Source organism: Pedobacter sp. 05T44, assembly GCF_056395985.1.
In genome coordinates this window covers 57,083-78,241 of the sequence record NZ_JBFTKO010000020.1, presented here as the reverse complement: position 1 = coordinate 78,241, position 21,159 = coordinate 57,083, and the positions used below count along the sequence as shown (strand labels likewise).

Below are 21,159 nucleotides of genomic sequence, written 5' to 3'. Positions count from 1 at the left end.
TTGCCATGGTTCCTTTATCGGAAATCATGGCAAGTTTTTATCATGCCCTAAAGCTTGATCTGTCGATGACGGCGTACATACTCGTCATTCCTCTTTTCAGCTATATATACTGGCTCTTAAATGGCCGCAAGGTGGTAGAATTAAAATGGCTTACCATCTATAACAAAATCCTGATCATATTATTCAGCATTATATCTGTTGTAAATTTCAATATTTACCGGGAATGGGGTAGCAAAATAAACGCAAAAGCTGTTGGTTTTGCCATTTCAACGCCCAACGAAGCACTTGCATCAAGTGCATCCTCTCCTATCGGATTAACGTTATCTTTACTTGTTTTATTGATTGTTATAGGTTTTATTCTGCAACGATGGGTTGTACTTAGGAAACTTAGTTTTAAAGCTAGTCCGATCTGGTTACGGGGAATTGCCGTTATCATATTGGTTTTTTTAAATTTTCTCTTGATACGTGGCGGGTTAGGCGGTTCTCCAATTAATCAAAGCATGGCCTACTTTTCCAAAGAACAGGTTTTAAATCATGCTGCAGTAAATACAGAGTGGAACCTGTTGTCGAGCGCCCTTGCTGCCCGCATGACCAAGAATAACCCTTATAACTATTTAAGCAAGCAAGCAGCCGATGCAAATATTAAGGAACTTTATACTCCGGCAAAGGACACTACCATCAACATACTTACCACTAAACGACCAAATGTAGTCCTGGTAATCATTGAAAGCTTTACTGCAGATCTAACCAAAACACTGGGCAACGAGGATGGTATTACGCCTAACTTTGATACGCTAATACACAAAGGAGTGCTTTTTAGTAATATTTATTCCTCTGGTAGCAGAACTGACAAAGGATTGGTAGCCACTTTAGCTGGCTTCCCTACCCTTGCCGCTGGCAGCATAGTAAAATGGCCTGAAAAAATGCAGAAAATTCCCGGCATCTCTCAGCCATTTTTTAAAAACGGGTATCAAACCTCTTTTTTTTATGGTGGAGAATCCGAATTCGACAATTACAAGGCATTTATTTTAAGTCACAATTACCAAAAGTTGATTGACAAAAATAATTTTAAAGGTGGAAAAGTAACCAAATGGGGACAATTTGATGAGGCGGTTTTTGACAGGCAGATTGAGGATCTTAATAAAGAAAAGCAACCTTTCTTCTCTACCCTGCTTACCCTTACCAATCATGAACCTTATGCGCTTCCGGGCAATTACAAGTTTGGACAGGCTGATAACGTTACAAAATTTAAAAGCACCGCACATTATACCGATTCCTGTATCAACGCTTATTTAAACAATGCAAAAAAGGAAAGCTGGTATAAAAATACACTCTTTGTATTTATTGCAGACCATGGTCACCTTTTACCTAAAAATAGTCACGAAATTTATGTTCCTCAACGTTATCATGTACCCTTATTATTCTATGGAGATGTGATTAAAGACGAATGTAAGGGCAAAAAATTTGAAGATGTAGGAAGTCAGGCTGATGTGGCTGCCACAATACTTGGCCAGTTGGATATCAGTGCAAAGGAATTTGTCTGGAGCAAGAACCTCTTAAACCCTTATGCAAAACATTTTGCATTTTTTAGCTGGGATAATGGAATGGGCTTTATTGATAACCAGCAATGTGTTACTTTTGACAATGTGGGGAAGACCATATTATACAACAGCAATCCTAAAGATAAGGACCTAACTTTAAAAACCCTTAACACCGCCAAATCATACCTACAAAACGTTTATCAGCAATTTATAGAACTATAAAAATGAACTTCAAACACATTTTTTTTAAACTGGCTTTAGTCTTAGTTTTAGGACTTTTTGGAAAAGCCAATGCTCAGGATATCAAATGGGCAAAAGATGGCAATTCATACTATGAGGTGAGCCAAGGTGAAATTGTATCAATAAGCCTTCCTCTTAATGAAAGAAAAACCATTGTGAGCCGAAACTTGCTTTATTCAAGCGGTAATACAGGACTTGGTGAGATCAAAAGTTTTGAAATATCTGAAGACGGCACAAAAGTTTTACTTTACACCAATAGTAAAAAGGTTTGGCGCTATGAAACACGTGGAGATTACTTCGTTGCCGATCTGAAAACCAATCAACTTACTCAGGTGGGAAAAGATAAACCTGCCTCTTCGTTAATGTTTGCCAAGTTTTCTCCTGATGGGAATAAGGTTGCCTATGTAAGTAAGCACAACCTATATGTTGATGACTTAACGAGCAAAACGAGTAAAGCCTTAACTACTGATGGTACTGAAAGATTAATAAACGGAACTTTTGATTGGGTATATGAAGAAGAATTTGATTGCAGAGATGGATTCAGATGGAGCCCTGATGGTCAATCTATCGCCTATTGGCAAATTGATGCTACCAAAATCAAAAACTTTTTGATGATAGACAATACAGATTCTATTTATTCTTTTACTATCCCTGTAGAATATCCTAAAGTTGGAGAAAACCCATCGTCATGCAAAGTCGGTATCGTTAATATCGCCTCAGCAAAAACCAACTGGTTAGAAGTACCCGGCGATCAGATCCAAAATTATATTCCTAGAATGGACTGGATCCCTTCTAGCAATGAAGTGATTTTACAACAATTAAACAGAGAACAAAATGTAAGTAAACTATTTGTTGCTGATGCAAGCTCTGGTCAGGTAAAAAATATTTATACCGAAACGGATAAAGCATGGATTGATGTAGCGAAGGGATGGGACTGGATAAATGACGGAAAAGAGTTTATTTGGATGAGTGAAAGTGATGGCTGGCGTCACCTTTACCGCATCAGTAAAGATGGTAAAAAGCATACGCTGATTACACAAGGTAATTACGATGTTATCGAGAAATCATTAATAGATGAGAAAAACGGTCAGATCTATTTTATTGCCTCTCCAACAAATGCTACCCAGAAATATTTGTTTAAGACTAAGCTTAGCGGTGGAAAAGCAGAAATGGTTACCCCTTCTATACTAAAAGGTACCCACTCTTACGAGATATCTCCAAATGGAGTATTTGCGCGCCATACTTACCAAAGTGCTTCAGTACCTCCAATTACGGAATGGATGAAACTTACCACCTTAAATCCATTGACCATGGAAGGTAGTGTTACCAATCAGCTTGGACGAATGAGACCGCCAAAGAACAAAGTGGAATTCTTTAAAGTAACTACTGAAGATGGAATTGAATTGGATGGCTGGATGAAGAAACCGGATAATTTTGACCAGACAAAAAAGTACCCGGTTGTATTTTATGTTTACGGTGAGCCTGCTTCGCAAACTGTAACCGATACTTATGGTGCAGGTCGCAACTGGCTTTATGCTGGTGACATGCCTAAAGATGGCTACATCTATATTTCTGTTGAAAACAGAGGCGCCCCTGCTCCCAAAGGCAGAGAATGGCGTAAAAGTGTTTTCCAAAAAATAGGTACCTTAAATATTCGCGACCAGGCTATGGCTGCAAAAAAAATAATGGAATGGCCGTTTGTAGATAAAAACAGGGTAGCTGTTTGGGGATGGAGCGGTGGCGGCTCATCAACCTTAAACTTAATGTTCCAGTATCCGGAAATATACAAAACCGGCATCGCTATTGCAGCAGTAGGAAATCAGTTAACTTATGATAATGTGTATCAGGAAAGATATATGGGATCTCCATTAAAAACTAAAGAGGCCTATGTTAAAGGCTCTCCTATCACTTACGCTAAAAACCTACAAGGCAAGCTTTTATACATACATGGAACCGGTGACGACAATGTGCATTACCAAAATGCAGAGATGCTGATTAATGAACTAATCAAGAATAGAAAAGTATTTCAACTGATGTCGTACCCTAACAGGACCCATAGCATTAACGAAGGCGAAGGCACATCTGAGCACCTTGCGCTTACTTACACCGAATTCTTACAAAGGAATTGCCCTCCGGGAGGCAAATAATGTAAAGAAGTGACTGTATCATTAATACGATCGCAAAACAAATAGCATGATTTAGATTAATGATACAGTCTCTTTTTTAAAACCTTTTTGACCTGTATATCGTTTATATAATTGGGACATTTACAAGACAAAAACACCCAAAAAATACTGCATATTTGCCCAAAATCATGTAAAAAAGAAGATAGCATACATTTTTTTGTGCTTCCGAATGTTAGTTTTGCATAATTATGGCTCATAATTTGATAGTGTGTGATCGCTATCAGAAACCTGATAATAACACTCTAAATCGAACAATAGATATTAAGGCATATACATGGAGAAAAAAGCTGAGAGCCAGGAAACCTTAAATGATGAAGTAAAAACTCCTGGTAAGTTATCCAGGACGTTTATAACGCTTTATGACGTTTTTCAGTTTATTGGACGCTTCTTTAAAGAAGGCTTCTTGCCTCCTTACGAGGGAAAAGAACTAATGAAACAGTGTTATGACATTGGCTATCGTTCTTTAGCGTTGATCTCTTTAACCGGATTTATTACAGGTATCGTATTTACAAAGCAATCCAGACCGTCGCTTGCTGAATTTGGCGCCACTTCATGGCTTCCATCATTAGTAGGTATTGCACTGCTACGAACATTAGCGCCATTACTAACTTCGCTTATAGCAGCAGGAAAAGTAGGATCTAGTATTGGCGCCGAGCTGGGCTCAATGAGGGTTACAGAACAAATAGATGCTATGGAAGTATCGGCAACCAATCCATTCAAATTTCTGGTAACAACAAGGGTGCTTGCATCAACAATTACGATTCCTATTCTTACCTTTTATACCGCTATGGTTGGAATGCTGGGCGCATTACTAAATGTTTCTCTAAGTGAAGGCACAAGCGCAAAGGCATTCTTTCAATCGTCTCTTGAATCGATTACCTTTTTAGACATTACCGCGTCTACTATTAAAGCCGTGATATTTGGTTTTACAATTGGAATGGTGGGTTGCTACCAGGGATATAATTCATCAAAAGGAACTGAAGGTGTAGGTAAAGCGGCGAATTCGGCAGTGGTTATTGGTATGTTCCTTATATTTATCGAGGAAGTAGTTTCCGTACAGTTTTTTGGTTTATTCAGGACTTAATTTTTAAACTATGAAAGAAAAGAAGCCCTTGTCTGAACAAGAAAAAGTAATAGAAATTAATGGCCTGTATAAGTCTTTCGGCAATTACCATGTATTAAGGGGAGTAGATTTAGAACTTTATAAGCGCGAAAACCTGGTTGTGCTTGGAAAGTCAGGTACGGGTAAATCTGTATTGATAAAAATTGTGGTCGGCCTATTAGCCCCAGACCATGGGGATGTTAGGGTACTTAACCAGCATGTTGATCAGATCACTTATAAAGAACTGCTTGCTTTAAGATTAAAAGTAGGATTTTCATTCCAAAACAGTGCATTGTATGATAGTATGACTGTTAGAGAAAACCTGGTTTTCCCTTTAATCAGAAATCAGAAAAAGTTAACAAAGGGAGAAATAACCAGTGCGGTTGAAGAGATGCTGGATGCAGTTGGACTACTCCATACCATTAACCAGATGCCTTCGGAATTATCAGGCGGCCAAAGAAAAAGGATAGGTATTGCCAGAACATTGATCTTACGGCCTGAAATTATGCTTTATGATGAACCTACAGCCGGACTTGATCCGATAACCTGTTTGGAAATCAATAGCCTGATTAATGAAGTACAGGAGCGCTTTCATACCAGTTCGATCATCATTACCCATGATTTAACCTGTGCAAAAGCAGTTGGTAATAGAGTAGCCATGTTACTGGATGGCAAATTTGAGCGTCAGGGTACTTTCGAAGACGTGTTTAATACAAATGATGAACGGGTAAAACCATTTTACGATTACAATTTTATTCAATAGAAATTATGCAGGCAACAGACACACGCCGTAAGATTATAGTTGGAGCGTTTATTCTCCTGGGCATAGCGATATTTATTTTAGGGGTTTTCACATTGGGAAGTCAGAAAAAAGCATTCGTAAAGAGCTTTACAGTTGATGTTGTTTTCAACGATATTCAAGGACTTAAAACCGGTAATAATGTATGGTTTTCCGGTGTAAAAATAGGCACAATAAAAAAGATCCAATTTTATGGTACTTCACAGGTACAGGTTTTCCTTAATATTGAAGAAGAAGCACACAAATACATTCATAAGGATGCATCTGCCAGCATTAGTTCTGATGGACTAATTGGGAATAAAATCATCGTAATTACAGGTGGAACGCCAAAGTTCCCATTTGTAGAGGATGGAGACAGGCTAAGAGTAAATACCACTTTATCGACAGACGACATCATGAAAACATTCCAGGTGAACAACAAAAACCTGGTAGAGGTAACTTCTGATTTTAAGATTCTTGCCAAAAGCCTTGTTGAAGGAAAAGGCACAGCAGGCGCACTACTTACCGACGAACAGATAGCTACTGATTTTAAAGCGATTGTGGTAAACTTGAAGAACACCACAGCATCGGCAAACAAGATGGCAGCAGAATTGGATAAATTCTCAAAAACATTAAATACAAAAGGTGGTTTGGCCGACAAACTGCTTACTGATACTGCTGTTTTTGCCAAACTTCAGGCCTCTGTAAACGAATTACAGAAAACGGCAAGTTCAGCAGCCACACTTACAGAAAACCTGAATAAAGCATCTGGAAAATTAACACAGACAGACAATGCAGTTGGTGTATTGCTAAATGATCAAAAGACTGCAGAGCAGGTAAAATCAATTATGCTAAACATGGAAACCAGCAGCAAAAAGCTAGATGAAAATCTGGAAGCATTACAACATAATTTTCTTTTAAGAGGCTTCTTTAAAAAGAAAGCCAAAGCGGAAGCCGCGGCAGCAGAAACTAAAAAAGAATAATACCAGCCATTGAGGCTATCTAAAGTATATTTTAAAAGTAGTTCCCTTATTTACAACACTACTTACTGTTACTTTACCTCCCATGGCATCAATCTGATTCTTTGTAATAAAAAGCCCTACTCCTTTTGAGTCGGGCTTTTTATTAAAGGTCTTATACAATCCATAAAGTTCTTCGCCATATTTCTCCAAGTCTATTCCTATCCCGTTATCAGAAATCTGTAAAACAGTTTGGGAGTCCTCAATAAAGGAATCCAATTCAACAACCGGATTTCTGTCAGGATGGCTATATCTGATCGAATTAAAAATAAAATTTAATAAAATACTTTCCAGATAGGCAGGATTATAATTCACAATAACATCCTTAGGAACATTATTTTTAATAATGGCATTTTTTAAAACGATTTGATCATTCAATATATCAATGGTTTTATTAATGTAATTACTCAAACTTAGCCGCTCTTTTATCACATCTATACTGGTTTGGATGCTAACTACTTTATTCAAATTCAGCATGGTTTCATTTAACAGGCCTGATACAGTTTTAAGTACTTCAATCAGCTCAATCCTTTCCTCTTCAGAACTGGTCTGCCCTATTAAATTGGTAATAGCCTGAATATTAGAAGTATGCGATCTTAAGTTAWGAGAAACGATATACGAAAAATTCAGGAGCCTTTTATTTTGCTCTGTAACCAGGTTAAATGAATGATTTAAGGCATCCTGGGCATGTTTATTCTCTCCCACATCAATCATTATACCCCTTAATAAAACTGGGTTATTATTCTCAGAGATTACGTTTACAATATCTCTTAGCCACACTATTGTCCCGTCCTTAGCAATCATCCTGTATTCAAAGTCATGCTGAATATTTTTTCTGGTAGAAACAGTACAATATTCAATAGCCCAGTCTTTATCATCAGGGTAAATGTGATCGGCCCAGAAAGTTGGAGACGACAACCATTCCTCAACAGAATAGCCTAAAATATCTTCAACCTTTTTGCTAATAAATGTAAATTCAAAAGTATTGGGGTCTGCTTCCCATACAATCCCATCAATGGTATTTATTAAAGATTCGATTCTCAATTGAGAATCCAGAACGATCTTTTCAGCAGCCTTCCGATCAGTAACATCCTCAATAATTACAATGTGGTTGGTTGGTTCACCATTATCATTCCACAAAGGTGTTTCCACAATATTACACCACTTTGTGTACCCCTCTTTGTGCAGATATTTTTTTTGAACTCTATATTCTTTAACACTTCCATTATTAAAATACTTAACATCGGCCCTCACTCCATTTGGGTGATTTGGGAGGGTTATGTTTTGAAAGCTCAAATTCAGCAATTCAGATTCTTTATACCCCAGTATATCACATAATTTCTTGTTCACCTGTAAAAACCTACCATCAGTTGGGGTTACTAAAGCTATACCAATAGCTGCCTGATCAAATATTGTTTTAAATTTTGTTTCTGTATTTATCAGTTTCAATTGCTGACTATCTACCAGGTTCTGTAGCTCAGTAGTTTTTTTAACTACCTGAACAACCAGCAAACTGGATAAAATGGCCAAACCAATACCAAAAAGCAAAGGATATATCAATTGAAAAGGGATTATCCTTTCGTGAGCGTTAATAACATAAAGCTTCCAATTGGTGCCAGCAAAAGATGTAGATTGATGATCTTGACCAAGAAAGTCCCTATCGCCTTTTAAAAAAAACTCCTCTTTTCCGGTAGCTATATCAACATTTGAAAATTGAAAGTAAAAATTATTGTTTTTATTATTATAAACACCAATACTATTAAAGAACGCATCTTGCTTAATCACTACAGCAGAAAAGCCCCAGAACCTATTTTCGCGGTATATCGGTAATCGGCCAACAATCCCCATTCCTCCTTGCTGTAATTCGTAAGGGCCGGCATAATACATCATTTTTGAGGCTATCGATTTGGTAGCCATTAACCTTGATTCTTCAGATTTTTTAAAAAGATCCAGATTCAATGCCAATTCATTGCCTTTCTTTGGATAGAGATACTTTATGATACCGTTAGGTAATAATTCTAACGCCTTATAATCAGAGTTGGATGCTATTAATCTATCCGCAACAGCATCAAAATTCTTTGGAATGCCCTTATCATTTAAGGTCATAGCAAGTGTTAAAGTAGCAGTATAGCCATTGTTCAATACCAATTGAACATTCTGCTTTACTACATTAAGTGCATTGGCCATCTCCAGGCGCCTACCCTCTTTAATTATCTGATATCTCTGAATTACCAATAAGCCTATCAGCAATAGCAAAAAAAAGAACACACACAAGCCAATCACTTTGGGCTTGCCTGACAGCCGCCCAATACACGCTGTAAATTTTTCTTTGAGACGCATCGCTTGTTMTTAAACAAATATAACTTTTTACTAACAAACTATTATCCAAGTTTATTTACTTTAGTAGCTATAAAAGCATATATGATTTTTTTAGAAAACGAACATATAAAAGCATCTTTAACAACTAAAGGTGCAGAACTACAAAAGCTAACGAGCAAAGAAACAGGCAGGAACTACTTATGGGATGGTAATCCGGATTATTGGGGTAAGTTTAGTCCTATACTTTTTCCAATAGTAGGCGCCATTAAAAATAACACTTACCTATTTGAGGGTAAAGAATATACACTACCACGACATGGTTTTGCAAGAGACAATCAATTTGAAGCTGAACAGATCAGTAACACAGAAGTTGTATTTACGCTTATCCAAAACGAAGAAACTCTAAAGGTTTATCCCTTCGATTTTAAACTAAAGCTGCACTATAAAATTACTGATGCAAGTTTATCCTGCACTTATATTGTTTTAAATCCAGGGAATAAAGAACTTCTTTTTTCAGTTGGCGGACATCCGGCCTTTGCCATACCAACCAATGAGCATATAAGCTACGATGATTATTTTTTAGAATTCAATAAGGACGAAAATCTTGTTTATTACAAAATCAATAGTGATCTGATTGATGAAGAAACCGAAATAATACATCTGCAGGATCACTCCTTACCCCTTACTCATCAGCTTTTTTATAAGGATGCGCTGGTATTTAAAACACTTAAAAGTGACTGTATATCAATTAAGAACCATAAAGACTCACATGGTTTACATTTTACCTTTAAGGATTTTCCGTTTTTTGGGATCTGGGCGGCTAAAGATGCAGATTTTGTGTGCCTGGAGCCGTGGTGTGGTATTGCCGATGGAATAAACCACAATCAGAACCTTAAAGATAAAGAAGGAATTATAGCACTGCCTCCAAAAGGGAACTGGGAACGCAGCTGGTCTATTGTGTGTTTTTAATCCTGTAAGGGCAATTCAACTATAAATGTAGAGCCTTTATCATGGCCATCACTTTCGGCCCAGATGCTGCCTCCGTGCGCCTCAACCAATACTCTTACTATAGAAAGGCCTAAACCAGTTGAGTTTTCGCCACCCGTAGGTTGTGCACTTAACCTGGTAAAACGTTGATACAACCTATTTTTGTCATCATCTGTAAGCCCCTGTCCCTCATCCTTTACCTCTATACGAACCTTATCTGGTAATTTCTTAACACGCACTTCTATATTTGTATTTGCCGGGGAATACTTGATTGCATTATTAATCAGATTATCCAGTATTTCCGACAATTTACCCTCATCGCCTAACAATATTACATCGTCCTGAGCGATAAAATTTAAGGTCTGATCCTTTCTTTCTGCAAGCGGGAGATTCATAGAAACCACATTGCTAACCAGAGAAGATAAATTCAGTTTAATCAGTAGCAACTGCACTTTACCTGCCTCTGCAGTACCGGAAAGCAGCAATTCATCAATAATACGAACCATATTTAAGCTGGCAGTTTTTATCTGTTCGCACATCTTGTCTACCATTTCCGGATCACCCTTTTTTAGTTTTATTAGATCTGCCCGCACAGGTATAGTAGTTAGCGGGTTTTTCAAATCATGTGCGGTAGTATTTAAGATTTGATTATGTTGTATTGCTGCAAGCCTTGATGCAAGCTTAACCTCAATCTGATCCATAACAAGATCCCTTAAATCACTTAAAATTGATTCTTCTTCAGGGCCAAATTTTCTTGGTTCACTATCAATAATGCAAAAAGCACCAAGGTTATAATTATCTGTCGTTTTTAGTGGAAGTGCTGCATAAAACCTCACGTCAAGGTTGCCCAGAGTCATCGAAGTATCTTCTATTGTGTATAAACCTTCAGAAAGCACTGCATTTGCACAAAGACCAACTTCGCGGCTTACCTCCTTAATATCTATACCATATTTTGATTTGAACCAGATTCTATCTTTATCAACAATACTAATAATAGCTACCGGCACATTAAATAGTTTTGCAGCTAATCTTGTTAGCTTATCAAAAGAACCATCAGGTGGAGTATCCAGAATTTCATAGCGGTGTAAGGCTTTTATTCGCTCTTCCTCAATTGAGAATTTACTTTGACTTAATTCTATGGCCATTTGAGACTAAATTGGAATTCATAAATTGGCTGTCAGTGCAATATAATACAATTCCAGATTAAACTGAAAGTTTATATTATTTAATTACAACGGTTTTTTTACTGGTCGAGTATGCATTAAAGACTCCCAGGGCTTTGTTATTAAAATTAGAAGGCGGATTAGCTGGTGCTACCGGCGGGCCACCTGCACCAGAATTTTGCCCTAAGCTATAAAAGTACTTGTAAACATTTCTATCAATGCATTGAAATTCAACCTCAATGGTATCTCCGCGAACCAGATCATTCAGGTCATAAAATATCACATTTGCGGCTTTATTACCATCATCAAATCGATCCTCACTTACTGCATCCTCCTCTATCTTACCTTTTACAGTTAAAATATATCGGTATTGATTTTGAATATCTTTTGGGTCATTATAATTAGCTGCCACATAAGTATTCTTTTCCCCAAAAAAACTAAAATCCTTAAAAGTCAATGAATCAAGTGGAACTTTAACTGGCATGGTAGAGCTGGCTGTATAAATTTTACCTTCGTAAGTAACATCTAATGTGTACTTCTTACCCGACTGCCCTCTAAATTTAGGACTTTGATACACACCTTTAGATACCTCAACATATTCCATAGTAGTTCCTTCTTCATTTCTCACGATCACTTTTGCACCCGAAACCGAATTAAATCTGTTGGGATCAGTAAAATCATATGTTTTAGAAACCATTATCAAATGGTTCTCAACTTTATCGCTAAGCCCTCCGTATATCACCAGTTGTGGCGCTGCATTGTCTAGCTTTAGATTGATCACTTTTTCGCATCCAGCCAGCACAAATAAAACAGCTAAAACACCTAAAACCCCAAGTATATCTCTCTTTTTCATCTCATTAAAATTTGAAATTCCACGTTACCGACGGAATTATGCCAAACAAAGTTGTACGTACTACCTGCGTTGTGGAAACATCATCAGGATTATCCTTAAAATCAATTGAAAATGCATTATGGCGATTGTATACATTATAAATGCCAAATGACCAGCTCGACTGAAGCTTCCTCCCAGGTTTTCCTTCAAGTGTAGCAGAAAGATCTAAACGATGATACGCGGGCGTACGGTAGCCATTTTTTTCTGTGTAATAAAATGCTGTACGGCCATTTATTTGATATTTACCACTTGGATAAGTAACTGCATTGCCTGTATTGTAAACAAAAACCGAAGAAAAGGTCCACCTGGATCCGGCCTTATAAATCCCAACAAGTGATAAATCGTGCGTCCTGTCTTGTTTCGCATAAAACCATTTCCCATCATTTATTGCATCAAATTGGCGTTGTGTTCTGGACCAGGTATAACCAATCCATCCATTAAACTTGCCAAATCTTTTCTTTAAAAAAAGTTCAATACCATAAGCCCTGCCATCACCAAAAAGTAAGTCAGCCTCAACATTTCCATTCCCTCTAAGATCAGTTCCACTTCTATATTCTATCTGATTTTGCATCCATTTATAGTACAACTCCGCTGAAAACTCATAATTATTGTCGCTAAAGTTTCTGAAATAACCTGCAGCAATCTGATCCGCAATTTCTGGTTTAACATTGTTGCTGTTCATGATATAAAGATCAGTTGGAGATGTTGATGTTGAATTAGACATCAGATGGATATTTTGAATATTCCTGGTATATGCGGTTTTTAAAGAGCTTGAGGGTGTTAACTGATAGCTAGCAGAAATTCTTGGTTCCAGATTAAAATAATTTTCTACCACCTCGCCCGCTTTATATGATGTTGTACTGGTGGTATTTCCATCTGCATCATATGTTTTAAAGTTACCTGCCCCTAATAAAGAGAACCCGCTTAACCTAAGTCCGTAAGCCAGGTTCATCTTTTCGTTAACAGCCCATTCATCCGATAAGTAGGCAGCAAGCTCCAGTCCTTTGCGGTTTTCGTAGGTGGTTGCATTTACACTCGACGACTCGCTTGCAGTAAGTTTGCCCGGTGCAATGGTATGATGAATGGCATTTACACCAAACTTTAAACTGTGACTACTACTTAAACTGTATTCAAAGTCTTGTTTTAAATTAAAATCTTTAATAGAAGAGTTCACTTGAAAATCATTGTCTTCCATAAAATTCTGAATTACATAGTTATAGTTGCTATAAATCAGGGAAGTATTTGAAAACAATCTGTCGCTATACAGGTGGTTCCAGCGCAGGGTAAACGTAGCATTACCCCAATTAAAACCAAAAGCCTCTGATATTCCAAGTTTATCGCGTCCAAAATAACCCGACAAGTACAAGGTGTTCTTCTCATTTAACTGGTAATTTGCTTTGGCATTTACATCATAAAAATAAAGCGTATTGCCGTTTATCGAACTATCTGGCGACAAGGCTAAAAAAGCATCGAGGTAGGTTCTGCGGGCACTAATCATAAATGAACCTTTATCCTTAACAATTGGTCCTTCTACCTTTAACCTAGATGAGATCAAACCTATACCACCCTCTGCCGTATAATCCTTACGATTTCCATCATTCATCTTAATATCCAGTACAGAAGCCAATCTGCCGCCATATTGTGCAGGCATTCCTCCCTTATAAACACTTACATCTTTAATCGCATCAGAATTGAAAGTCGAAAAGAATCCAAGCAAGTGCGAAGCATTATATACCGGGGCTTCATCCAGTAATATTAAATTCTGATCGGTAGATCCACCCCTAACATAGAATCCACTATTGCCCTCTCCTGCCGATTTAATTCCGGGCAGCAATTGCAACGTTTTAAGCACATCACGTTCTCCAAGCAAAACAGGCACATTGTTAATTTCTCTGATATTGATTCTCTGAAGGCCCATTTGCGGACTGCTCACATTATCATTTTTCTTTTCGGCGGAAATAACCACCTCGTTTAACTGATTATCTTCTGAAAGAACAAAGTTCTGCCTGACGTTCCGTGAAATTGTAATTGATTGTTTAACCGTTTTATAACCAATAAAACTTATTGAAAGCTCATAAATCCCTTCTGTTGCACTCAAAGAATAAAATCCATATGCATTAGTTCCAGCACCAATGGTTGTTGAACCGGTAAGCTTAACACTGGCACCTATTAATGTTTCACCGGTTCCGGAATCGGTAACTATACCGCTAATCGTAAATTTATTTTGAGAAAAAGCAAATTGACAACAACATATAAATAATAAAAGTAGTGGTACAAATCTCTTTGTTATTGGCATATAAATACTTAGTCTTTCGTAAAAATAGAAAAGATAATCTATTCCATCACTACTATTGCACTAATTACCTTGGCCTGCAGTCCATAATATCGCATTATTTACCATTCTCTTCCAATTATTGTTTAGAAGCAAGTCTGGCGAGTGCCCCATAAAAATATAAACATTCCTTGCCTTAACTTTTGTGTTTACCCATACCACGGGGTGGTCGCCCATTTTTATTTTGGAATCTGGCTGATAACTGGCTTCATCTACATTGGCCAATACATGTACATTTGACCTTGGGCTTTTATTATAAGTATACCATTCTTCTTTATCCACTTTAAATAATGGGGTTACTCCTTTCATCACAGGATGTGTTTTTTCCTCTATCCTCACATTGGCCGAAGCAAAGTCAGCGATATAGTTCTGGAACCTTATGGTTCCCATGAAATCGGAAAACCAGTTCCACATTGGATACCCATCGAACTCACCGAGTAAAGTGGCATGATGAAATCCCAACCATCCACCTTTCCCATTATTGATGTAATCTTCAAAGGCCTTAACGGCTTTGGGTTTCCAGGCATAAGGAGGGTAATCCAGTTGAATAACCAGCTTATATTTTTTTAAAAAAGCATCATCAATTTTATCAGTATTGTCAACATAATCAATTACAAAATGATTCTTTTTTGAAAATTCATCTAGCCATGGGCGTACTGCTTTAGTAAAAGCAATATGATGCCCTCCATTTTCGGCCAACGCCAAAACCCTAAACAGCGGCTGTTCAATTTCAGGCTCTTTTACGGCTTCTATTGCGGTTAATGCCTGTAAAAACCATGCTGCATGAGGTATCCATTGTTCTGTCCAGCGCCATTCATTTCCGCCGGCTTCTGCTTTAAAATCTATACCACTGCCATCAGCATTTCCATCTTTTCCGGTGATACCATTAGAAATCCCTCCTTTTTGAGATCCGTGCCCAAACAAGGCAGCCATATAGGGTACATTTTTTTCGCCAAAGCCATACATAAAACACATTGAATAAGGGTTGCTGCCCAAAATCCATGAAAGTTGCTGCTCAGCATAAAGTTCAATATCCTTTCTTACTCCCCAGCCACTTTTTTCGGGGTAAATGAGTCGGCCACCTAGCAATGACGCAGTGGCTAAAGAACCCAGTCTTGCATTTTCTCCCTGCCACCACCAGCCTGTTTCATTTTCATGAGGTATAAAAAACCCTTCCCGCACTTTGCCGTTAAGTTTAAAATACTGACGTGCATATCCAAACGGATTATTAACAGRTTTGGCAATCTTTAAATTGCCATCAATAGCTTTCTTAATTACAGCGAGGGTTTGTGTTCTGTACCCCTCTTCTTTTTCCATATCAAGATAACGGACCAAAGCAACTACCGGCAATCCCGCATCGGCAGCATGCCAAAATGGTCTATCTTTATCATCTGCGATAAAATATCCCTTATCGGTTATTCTGGAACTTAAATTTGAAGCTCTTTTACGCGCCTCGTCTCTGTAATAGGAACTATCTGTAGCTACCCACAATTCCGTAGCGGCCATTAATGCGCAATAATCATCAATGATGTTCTCTTTCCCATCATCAGCATATTTCAAATTATTTACCGTCAAATGTGCATATGCAATTTCTGCAGCTTTCAGGTATTCTTTAGCTTGATAATCACCATTCTTGCTCCATCTAGAAATGCGGGCTAACGAAGCAATTGCCATGCCCCCTCCTTCTCTAAATGCGCATTGATAATCTGCCGTAGTAACACTGTTTGCCTCCAGTCCTACAATTCTTCGGGCACTTGCATCTGGCTTAAAGTAGCTAAATACAGTCATGTAAAAGTACCCCTCCTCAGATAAAGAACGCATCAAATAGTCGGCACCCCATAAGGCTTCTGTTTTCAGGTCCTCTTTGAGTTTCAGTCTATCCAGCAATGCCGGGATTTTCTCGGTAGCATTAATCATCGACCAGGTAACCAAAGGGATTTGCTGTGGCAACATAAAATTCGCGTATGCCAAATGAGAAAAATATTTACTGATATCTCCAGACGCATCACCCCAGCCTCCATGCACATCTACCCTCTTCTCACTGCCATAAAGCAACATCTTTTTATCGGCCTCTATTTCCTGAGGAGTATTGGCGCGTTGCTTTTTATAATAGTTAAGAATGCTGGGTAAGGTATTAACCGCAAGTGCCTGTGCGGCAATATCAAAACTGGCCGATGTATAATGCTTTCCTTTAAATAATACATCGATCTTATATTTTCCGGGTTTATTAAATGAGGAAAAATCCGCAGTATAAAATTGACGATTCGGAAACCATTCCTCAACAGATCCTGCAGCTTTAAGAGTAGCACTAAAACTTATCTTTTGATCAGAAGCATTAATTAATGAGAACTTTTTTAATTCTGAAAAGCCACTCTCTAAACCAACAATGGCTTGCTTTGGCCCTGATAAATCAAAGGCGACCTGATTAACATGAATTACGGGTTGGGCCTTTATGGCAAAAGCAGATGCAAAAAGCAATATTAAACTTGCGCAAACAAATTTCAAGCGTTTTATCATTTTTTAGAGAAGAGGTTTTAAATGCATCGGCAAAATTGCTTCATGGCATTCTCAAAAATAGCATAATTTTCTCCCTTTAATAGAGCGTGGCAGCTACCAACCAAGATAACAAACTAAAAAACAACACCTTAACAGACGGCTGTAGTATTATTGTAGGGGCAATGCTTTGCCACAATCTTCACTTGAACTGGTCTACGACTATATCTAAACACAATCCTGTTCTCAGCCTCCTATCTACTAAACAATTCTCCATTGATGTTGTTATGCTAGCATGGATCCTATCACATCAGCCTTAATTCACGCTTCAAGAACTGGCGATTTGCCACTATTACAAGAAATAATAGATCAAAAAACCGACCTTGAAGTTCGTGATGATAAGGGTTATACACCCTTGATTATCGCTTCTTATAATCATCAACTTGCTGCAGCCCAATTGCTATTACAGTCAGGAGCAGATGTTAATGGCAAAGATACAGGTGGTAATACAGCATTAATGGGTGTATGTTTTAAAGGCTATGCAGATATAGCCGAGCTTCTACTCAGTCATCCCCATATCAATCTCGATGCACTGAACGGGAATGGAGGAACGGCCCTGATGTTTGCCATTATGTTTGGGCGCAATGAACTAACTCAATTACTATTGAAACATGGTGCAGATATAACGATTACTGATAATCGTGGCATGGATGCGTTAGAAATTGCTTTACAACAAGGCAATGAACAAGGACTCCTGCTTTTAAAACAACATCTATCTATAAACAAATAAGAGTATGAAAAAGAAAAAACTGGATACCACTTCTGATCAGGGTGAGTTCATGACGACCAACCAAGGTCTTAAAATCAACGATGACACAAATTCTTTGAAAGCTGGAGCACGCGGACCATCATTACTTGAAGATTTTATCCTGAGGGAGAAAATTACACATTTTGATCATGAGCGAATTCCAGAAAGGATAGTACACGCTCGCGGTTCCGGAGCGCATGGCTATTTCCAGGTTTATAAATCTATGGCTGAATACACAAAGGCGGGCTTTCTACAGGATCCATCGGTTAAAACGCCCGTATTTGTACGGTTTTCTACCGTTGCAGGATTTAGAGGCTCTACTGATTTGGCAAGGGATATTCGTGGATTCTCCGTTAAGTTTTACACAGAGGAAGGTAACTATGATTTGGTTGGCAACAATGTCCCGGTGTTCTTTATCCAGGATGCAATAAAATTTCCTGATCTGATCCATTCGGTTAAACCTGAACCTGATAATGAAATACCTCAGGCGGCTAGCGCCCACGATTCTTTTTGGGATTTTATTTCGCTAACTCCTGAATCTATGCATACGATTATGTGGGCCATGTCAGACCGGGCAATCCCCAGGAGTCTGCGGATGATAGAGGGCTTTGGTGTGCATACTTTTCGTTTTATTAATGCCAAAGGAAAATCTTTTTTTGTAAAATTTCATTGGAAGCCCCTTCTGGGCGTACATTCAGTTGCCTGGGATGAGGCTTTAAAAATATCTGGTAAAGATCCTGATTTTCACCGCCGGGATTTACACGATGCCATTGAAAGCGGCGCTTTTCCCGAATGGGAATTTGGCGTTCAGATTATACCGCAAGAAGATGAGCATAAGTTTGGTTTTGATTTGCTGGATCCAACCAAACTAATTCCTGAAGAGCTGGTTCCTGTACAAAGGATTGGGAAAATGGTATTAGATCGCAATCCTGATAATTTCTTTGCCGAGGTTGAACAGGTTGCCTTCCACCCCGGTCACCTGGTTCCAGGCATAGATTTCACTAATGACCCTTTATTGCAGGGCCGTTTATTCTCATACACGGATACGCAATTATCCCGTTTAGGAAGTCCTAATTTCCACGAAATCCCAATTAACCGTTCTGTCAATACGGTACACAACAATCAGCGAGATGGACATATGCGTCAGCAAATTAACGTAGGCAAGAGCAGTTATCATCCAAATTCCATTGCCGATGGTAGCCCTGCACAGGCGAAAATAGCTGAGGGAGGATTTTCATCCTATGAAGAACGTATTGATGCACATAAAGTAAGAGCAAGGAGTAAAAGCTTTATGGATTTCTTTAGCCAGGCAACTTTGTTCTATAACAGTCAGTCGGAACCAGAGCAAAACCACATTGCCGATGCATTTAAATTTGAACTGGGCAAAGTTGAAAGCGTAGAAATCCGCCAGCGTATGGTGAATCTTTTAACGCAGGTAAGCATACCTCTTGCAAATGCGGTTGCAGAGAGTTTAGGTTTAAAAGCAGGGAAACCGATAGAACCGATTAACCATATTCTTGGAGCTGATGCCAATCCGGCAGATTATAAACCGATCAAAGTAAAATCAGAAGTTGAAAAATCTTCGGCCTTAAGTATGGCAAATGCTTCAAAAGACAGCATTAAGACCAGACAAATTGCTTTTCTGGCTGCTGATGGTGTTGATGCATCAGATTTTGGAAATATGAAAAAAGCACTTCTTGCTGCAGGCGCAGTTGTTAAAGTTGTTGCACCTAAAAATGGTACACTTAAAGACTCTGCTAGTAAGGAAATCAAAATTGACATGAGCTTCTTAACGGGAACTTCTGTGGTGTTTGATGCAATATATGTACCAGGCGGAGAAAAAAGCATTAAAGCCCTACTATCTGAACCGGATGCTATTCACTTTATAAATGAAGCCTATAAACATTGCAAAGCCATTGCAGCAACTGGCAAAGGTATTGAACTGATTAACCAAAGTTATGTTGGAGCAAAATTGAAAAGTGGTGATGCCGATGCGAAAGCAGGCTTGTTGACAGATCTTAAACCGGAAGCTTTTATTAAGGCGATTGCGCAGCATCGCTTCTGGATACGAGAGAAAAAAGATAAAATTCCGGCTTAATATCCCCGTCATTTCGAATGAAGAGAGAGATCTCTTGACCATGAAGTAGTTGCGAAGCAAACTATACCTAAGCAAGTGATCTCTCTCTTCATTCGAGATGACGTTTCATCGCCAACCCAATGCTGGGGCAACATGCTCCAGGATAGCAGCTAGCACATGGATATTGTAATCAACGCCCAATGTGTTCGGTATGGTTAGTAGCAGCGTATCCGCTTCTTGTATAGCTTCGTCTGCAGCAAGCTCTTTGATGAGCTGATCAGGTTCGGCTGCATAGCTCCTACCAAAGATCGCCCGTTTATCAGCTTCAATATAGCCAAAGCTATCTGATCCTTTTCCCTGCTGTCCGAAATAATACCTGTCCTGATCGTTTACCAGCGCAAAGATCGAACGGCTTACTGAAACCCTTGGCTCGCGCTGATGCCCGGCTTTGTTCCACGCTTCCTTATACAGCCTGATCTGTTCCGCCTGCTGGATGTGGAAAGGTTTACCATTTTCATCAAACTTCAGCGTTGAGCTTTGCAGGTACATGCCATTCTCTGCAGCCCAAACTGCGGTTGCGTTGGAGGCAGCTCCCCACCAGATACGGTCCCGCAATCCGTCGGAATGTGGCTCCAGGCGTAGCAGACCCGGCGGGTTCGGGAACATAGGATTGGGATTTGGCTGGGCAAATCCGTCACCCTTTAAGCGATCCAAAAACTCCAGTGCTTTTTTACGACCCATATCTGCATCGGTTTCTCCCTGTTCAGGTTGATAACCGAAGTAACGCCAGCCTTCGATGACCTGCTCGGGCGAACCCCTACTAATACCAAGTTGCAAGCGACCACCCGAAATCAGGTCCGCAGCACCGGCATCTTCTACCATATACAGCGGGTTTTCATAGCGCATATCGATCACGCCCGTCCCAATTTCTATCTTCTTGGTTTTCGCTCCAATAGCTGAAAGCAGCGGAAATGGTGATGCCAGCTGCCGTGCGAAATGGTGTACCCTAAAATAGGCTCCGTCCAAACCTATTTCTTCCGCAGCAACAGCAAGGTCTATGGATTGAAGCAATGTGTCGCCAGCGTTGCGAGTTTGATACGAGGGATGGTCAGACCAATGTCCGAATGATAAAAATCCTATTTTCTTCATTGATTAGATGAGTTAAAACCAAATATCAAATATAAGGATAGGTCAGTCGCGCACAGGTCACCACATAGTCATA

14 protein-coding genes are annotated in these 21,159 nt (G+C 38.9%); 8 read left to right on the top strand and 6 right to left on the bottom strand.

From position 1 onward, the window contains the following. Nucleotides 1–5 precede the first annotated feature (5 nt). The 5 genes from AC1DDK_RS22920 to AC1DDK_RS22900 all read left to right on the top strand — a co-directional run bounded on the left by AC1DDK_RS22920 (nt 6) and on the right by AC1DDK_RS22900 (nt 6,830). A complete protein-coding gene (locus tag AC1DDK_RS22920) occupies nt 6–1,763 on the top strand; it encodes an LTA synthase family protein (protein WP_477612315.1) in 1,758 nt (585 codons plus the stop codon). Between the two features lie 2 nt (nt 1,764–1,765). Further along, nucleotides 1,766–3,928, top strand: coding sequence for a S9 family peptidase (locus AC1DDK_RS22915; protein WP_172659128.1), 2,163 nt, complete (start codon nt 1,766–1,768; stop codon nt 3,926–3,928). Between the two features lie 313 nt (nt 3,929–4,241). Continuing rightward, nucleotides 4,242–5,051, top strand: a complete 810-nt coding sequence (locus AC1DDK_RS22910; RefSeq protein ID WP_172659129.1) for an MlaE family ABC transporter permease — start codon at nt 4,242–4,244, stop codon at nt 5,049–5,051. Nucleotides 5,052–5,061: 10 nt separating this feature from the next. After that, nucleotides 5,062–5,832: an ABC transporter ATP-binding protein gene (locus tag AC1DDK_RS22905; RefSeq protein WP_337718166.1), complete on the top strand. Its 771-nt coding sequence runs from the start codon at nt 5,062–5,064 to the stop codon at nt 5,830–5,832. Nucleotides 5,833–5,837: 5 nt separating this feature from the next. Beyond that, nucleotides 5,838–6,830 carry an MlaD family protein gene (locus AC1DDK_RS22900; protein ID WP_172659131.1) on the top strand — a complete coding sequence of 331 codons (993 nt, stop codon included), beginning with the start codon at nt 5,838–5,840 and terminating at the stop codon, nt 6,828–6,830. Nucleotides 6,831–6,845: 15 nt separating this feature from the next. Here AC1DDK_RS22900 and AC1DDK_RS22895 read toward each other — a convergent pair whose 3' ends face one another. Next, nucleotides 6,846–9,206, bottom strand: coding sequence for a sensor histidine kinase (locus AC1DDK_RS22895; RefSeq protein ID WP_477634086.1), 2,361 nt, complete (start codon nt 9,204–9,206; stop codon nt 6,846–6,848). Between the two features lie 81 nt (nt 9,207–9,287). On the opposite strand from AC1DDK_RS22895, the gene AC1DDK_RS22890 reads away from it, so the two are divergent. After that, a complete protein-coding gene (locus tag AC1DDK_RS22890) occupies nt 9,288–10,154 on the top strand; it encodes an aldose 1-epimerase family protein (RefSeq protein ID WP_288883940.1) in 867 nt (288 codons plus the stop codon). Here AC1DDK_RS22890 and AC1DDK_RS22885 read toward each other — a convergent pair. The 4 genes from AC1DDK_RS22885 to AC1DDK_RS22870 all read right to left on the bottom strand — a co-directional run bounded on the left by AC1DDK_RS22885 (nt 10,151) and on the right by AC1DDK_RS22870 (nt 17,076). Further along, entirely contained in the window at nt 10,151–11,317 is a 1,167-nt protein-coding gene (locus AC1DDK_RS22885; RefSeq protein WP_172659134.1) for a GAF domain-containing sensor histidine kinase, read from the bottom strand. The genes AC1DDK_RS22890 and AC1DDK_RS22885 overlap by 4 nt on opposite strands. A 76-nt stretch (nt 11,318–11,393) precedes the next feature. After that, entirely contained in the window at nt 11,394–12,188 is a 795-nt protein-coding gene (locus AC1DDK_RS22880; protein WP_172659135.1) for a DUF4249 domain-containing protein, read from the bottom strand. Between the two features lie 4 nt (nt 12,189–12,192). Continuing rightward, the gene (locus tag AC1DDK_RS22875) at nt 12,193–14,523 is read right to left on the bottom strand and encodes a TonB-dependent receptor (RefSeq protein WP_337718162.1); all 2,331 of its coding nucleotides are present in this window, start codon (nt 14,521–14,523) and stop codon (nt 12,193–12,195) included. 60 nt (nt 14,524–14,583) lie between these two features. Further along, nucleotides 14,584–17,076, bottom strand: a complete 2,493-nt coding sequence (locus AC1DDK_RS22870; protein WP_477634085.1) for a ThuA domain-containing protein — start codon at nt 17,074–17,076, stop codon at nt 14,584–14,586. Nucleotides 17,077–17,347: 271 nt separating this feature from the next. On the opposite strand from AC1DDK_RS22870, the gene AC1DDK_RS22865 reads away from it, so the two are divergent. Beyond that, complete coding sequence (locus tag AC1DDK_RS22865; protein ID WP_172659138.1) at nt 17,348–17,842, top strand: ankyrin repeat domain-containing protein; 495 nt, start codon at nt 17,348–17,350, stop codon at nt 17,840–17,842. Between the two features lie 4 nt (nt 17,843–17,846). Continuing rightward, the gene (locus AC1DDK_RS22860) at nt 17,847–19,958 is read left to right on the top strand and encodes a catalase (RefSeq protein ID WP_337718158.1); all 2,112 of its coding nucleotides are present in this window, start codon (nt 17,847–17,849) and stop codon (nt 19,956–19,958) included. 105 nt (nt 19,959–20,063) lie between these two features. Here AC1DDK_RS22860 and AC1DDK_RS22855 read toward each other — a convergent pair whose 3' ends face one another. Further along, nucleotides 20,064–21,086 carry an LLM class flavin-dependent oxidoreductase gene (locus AC1DDK_RS22855; RefSeq protein WP_172659140.1) on the bottom strand — a complete coding sequence of 341 codons (1,023 nt, stop codon included), beginning with the start codon at nt 21,084–21,086 and terminating at the stop codon, nt 20,064–20,066. Nucleotides 21,087–21,159: the final 73 nt, after the last annotated feature.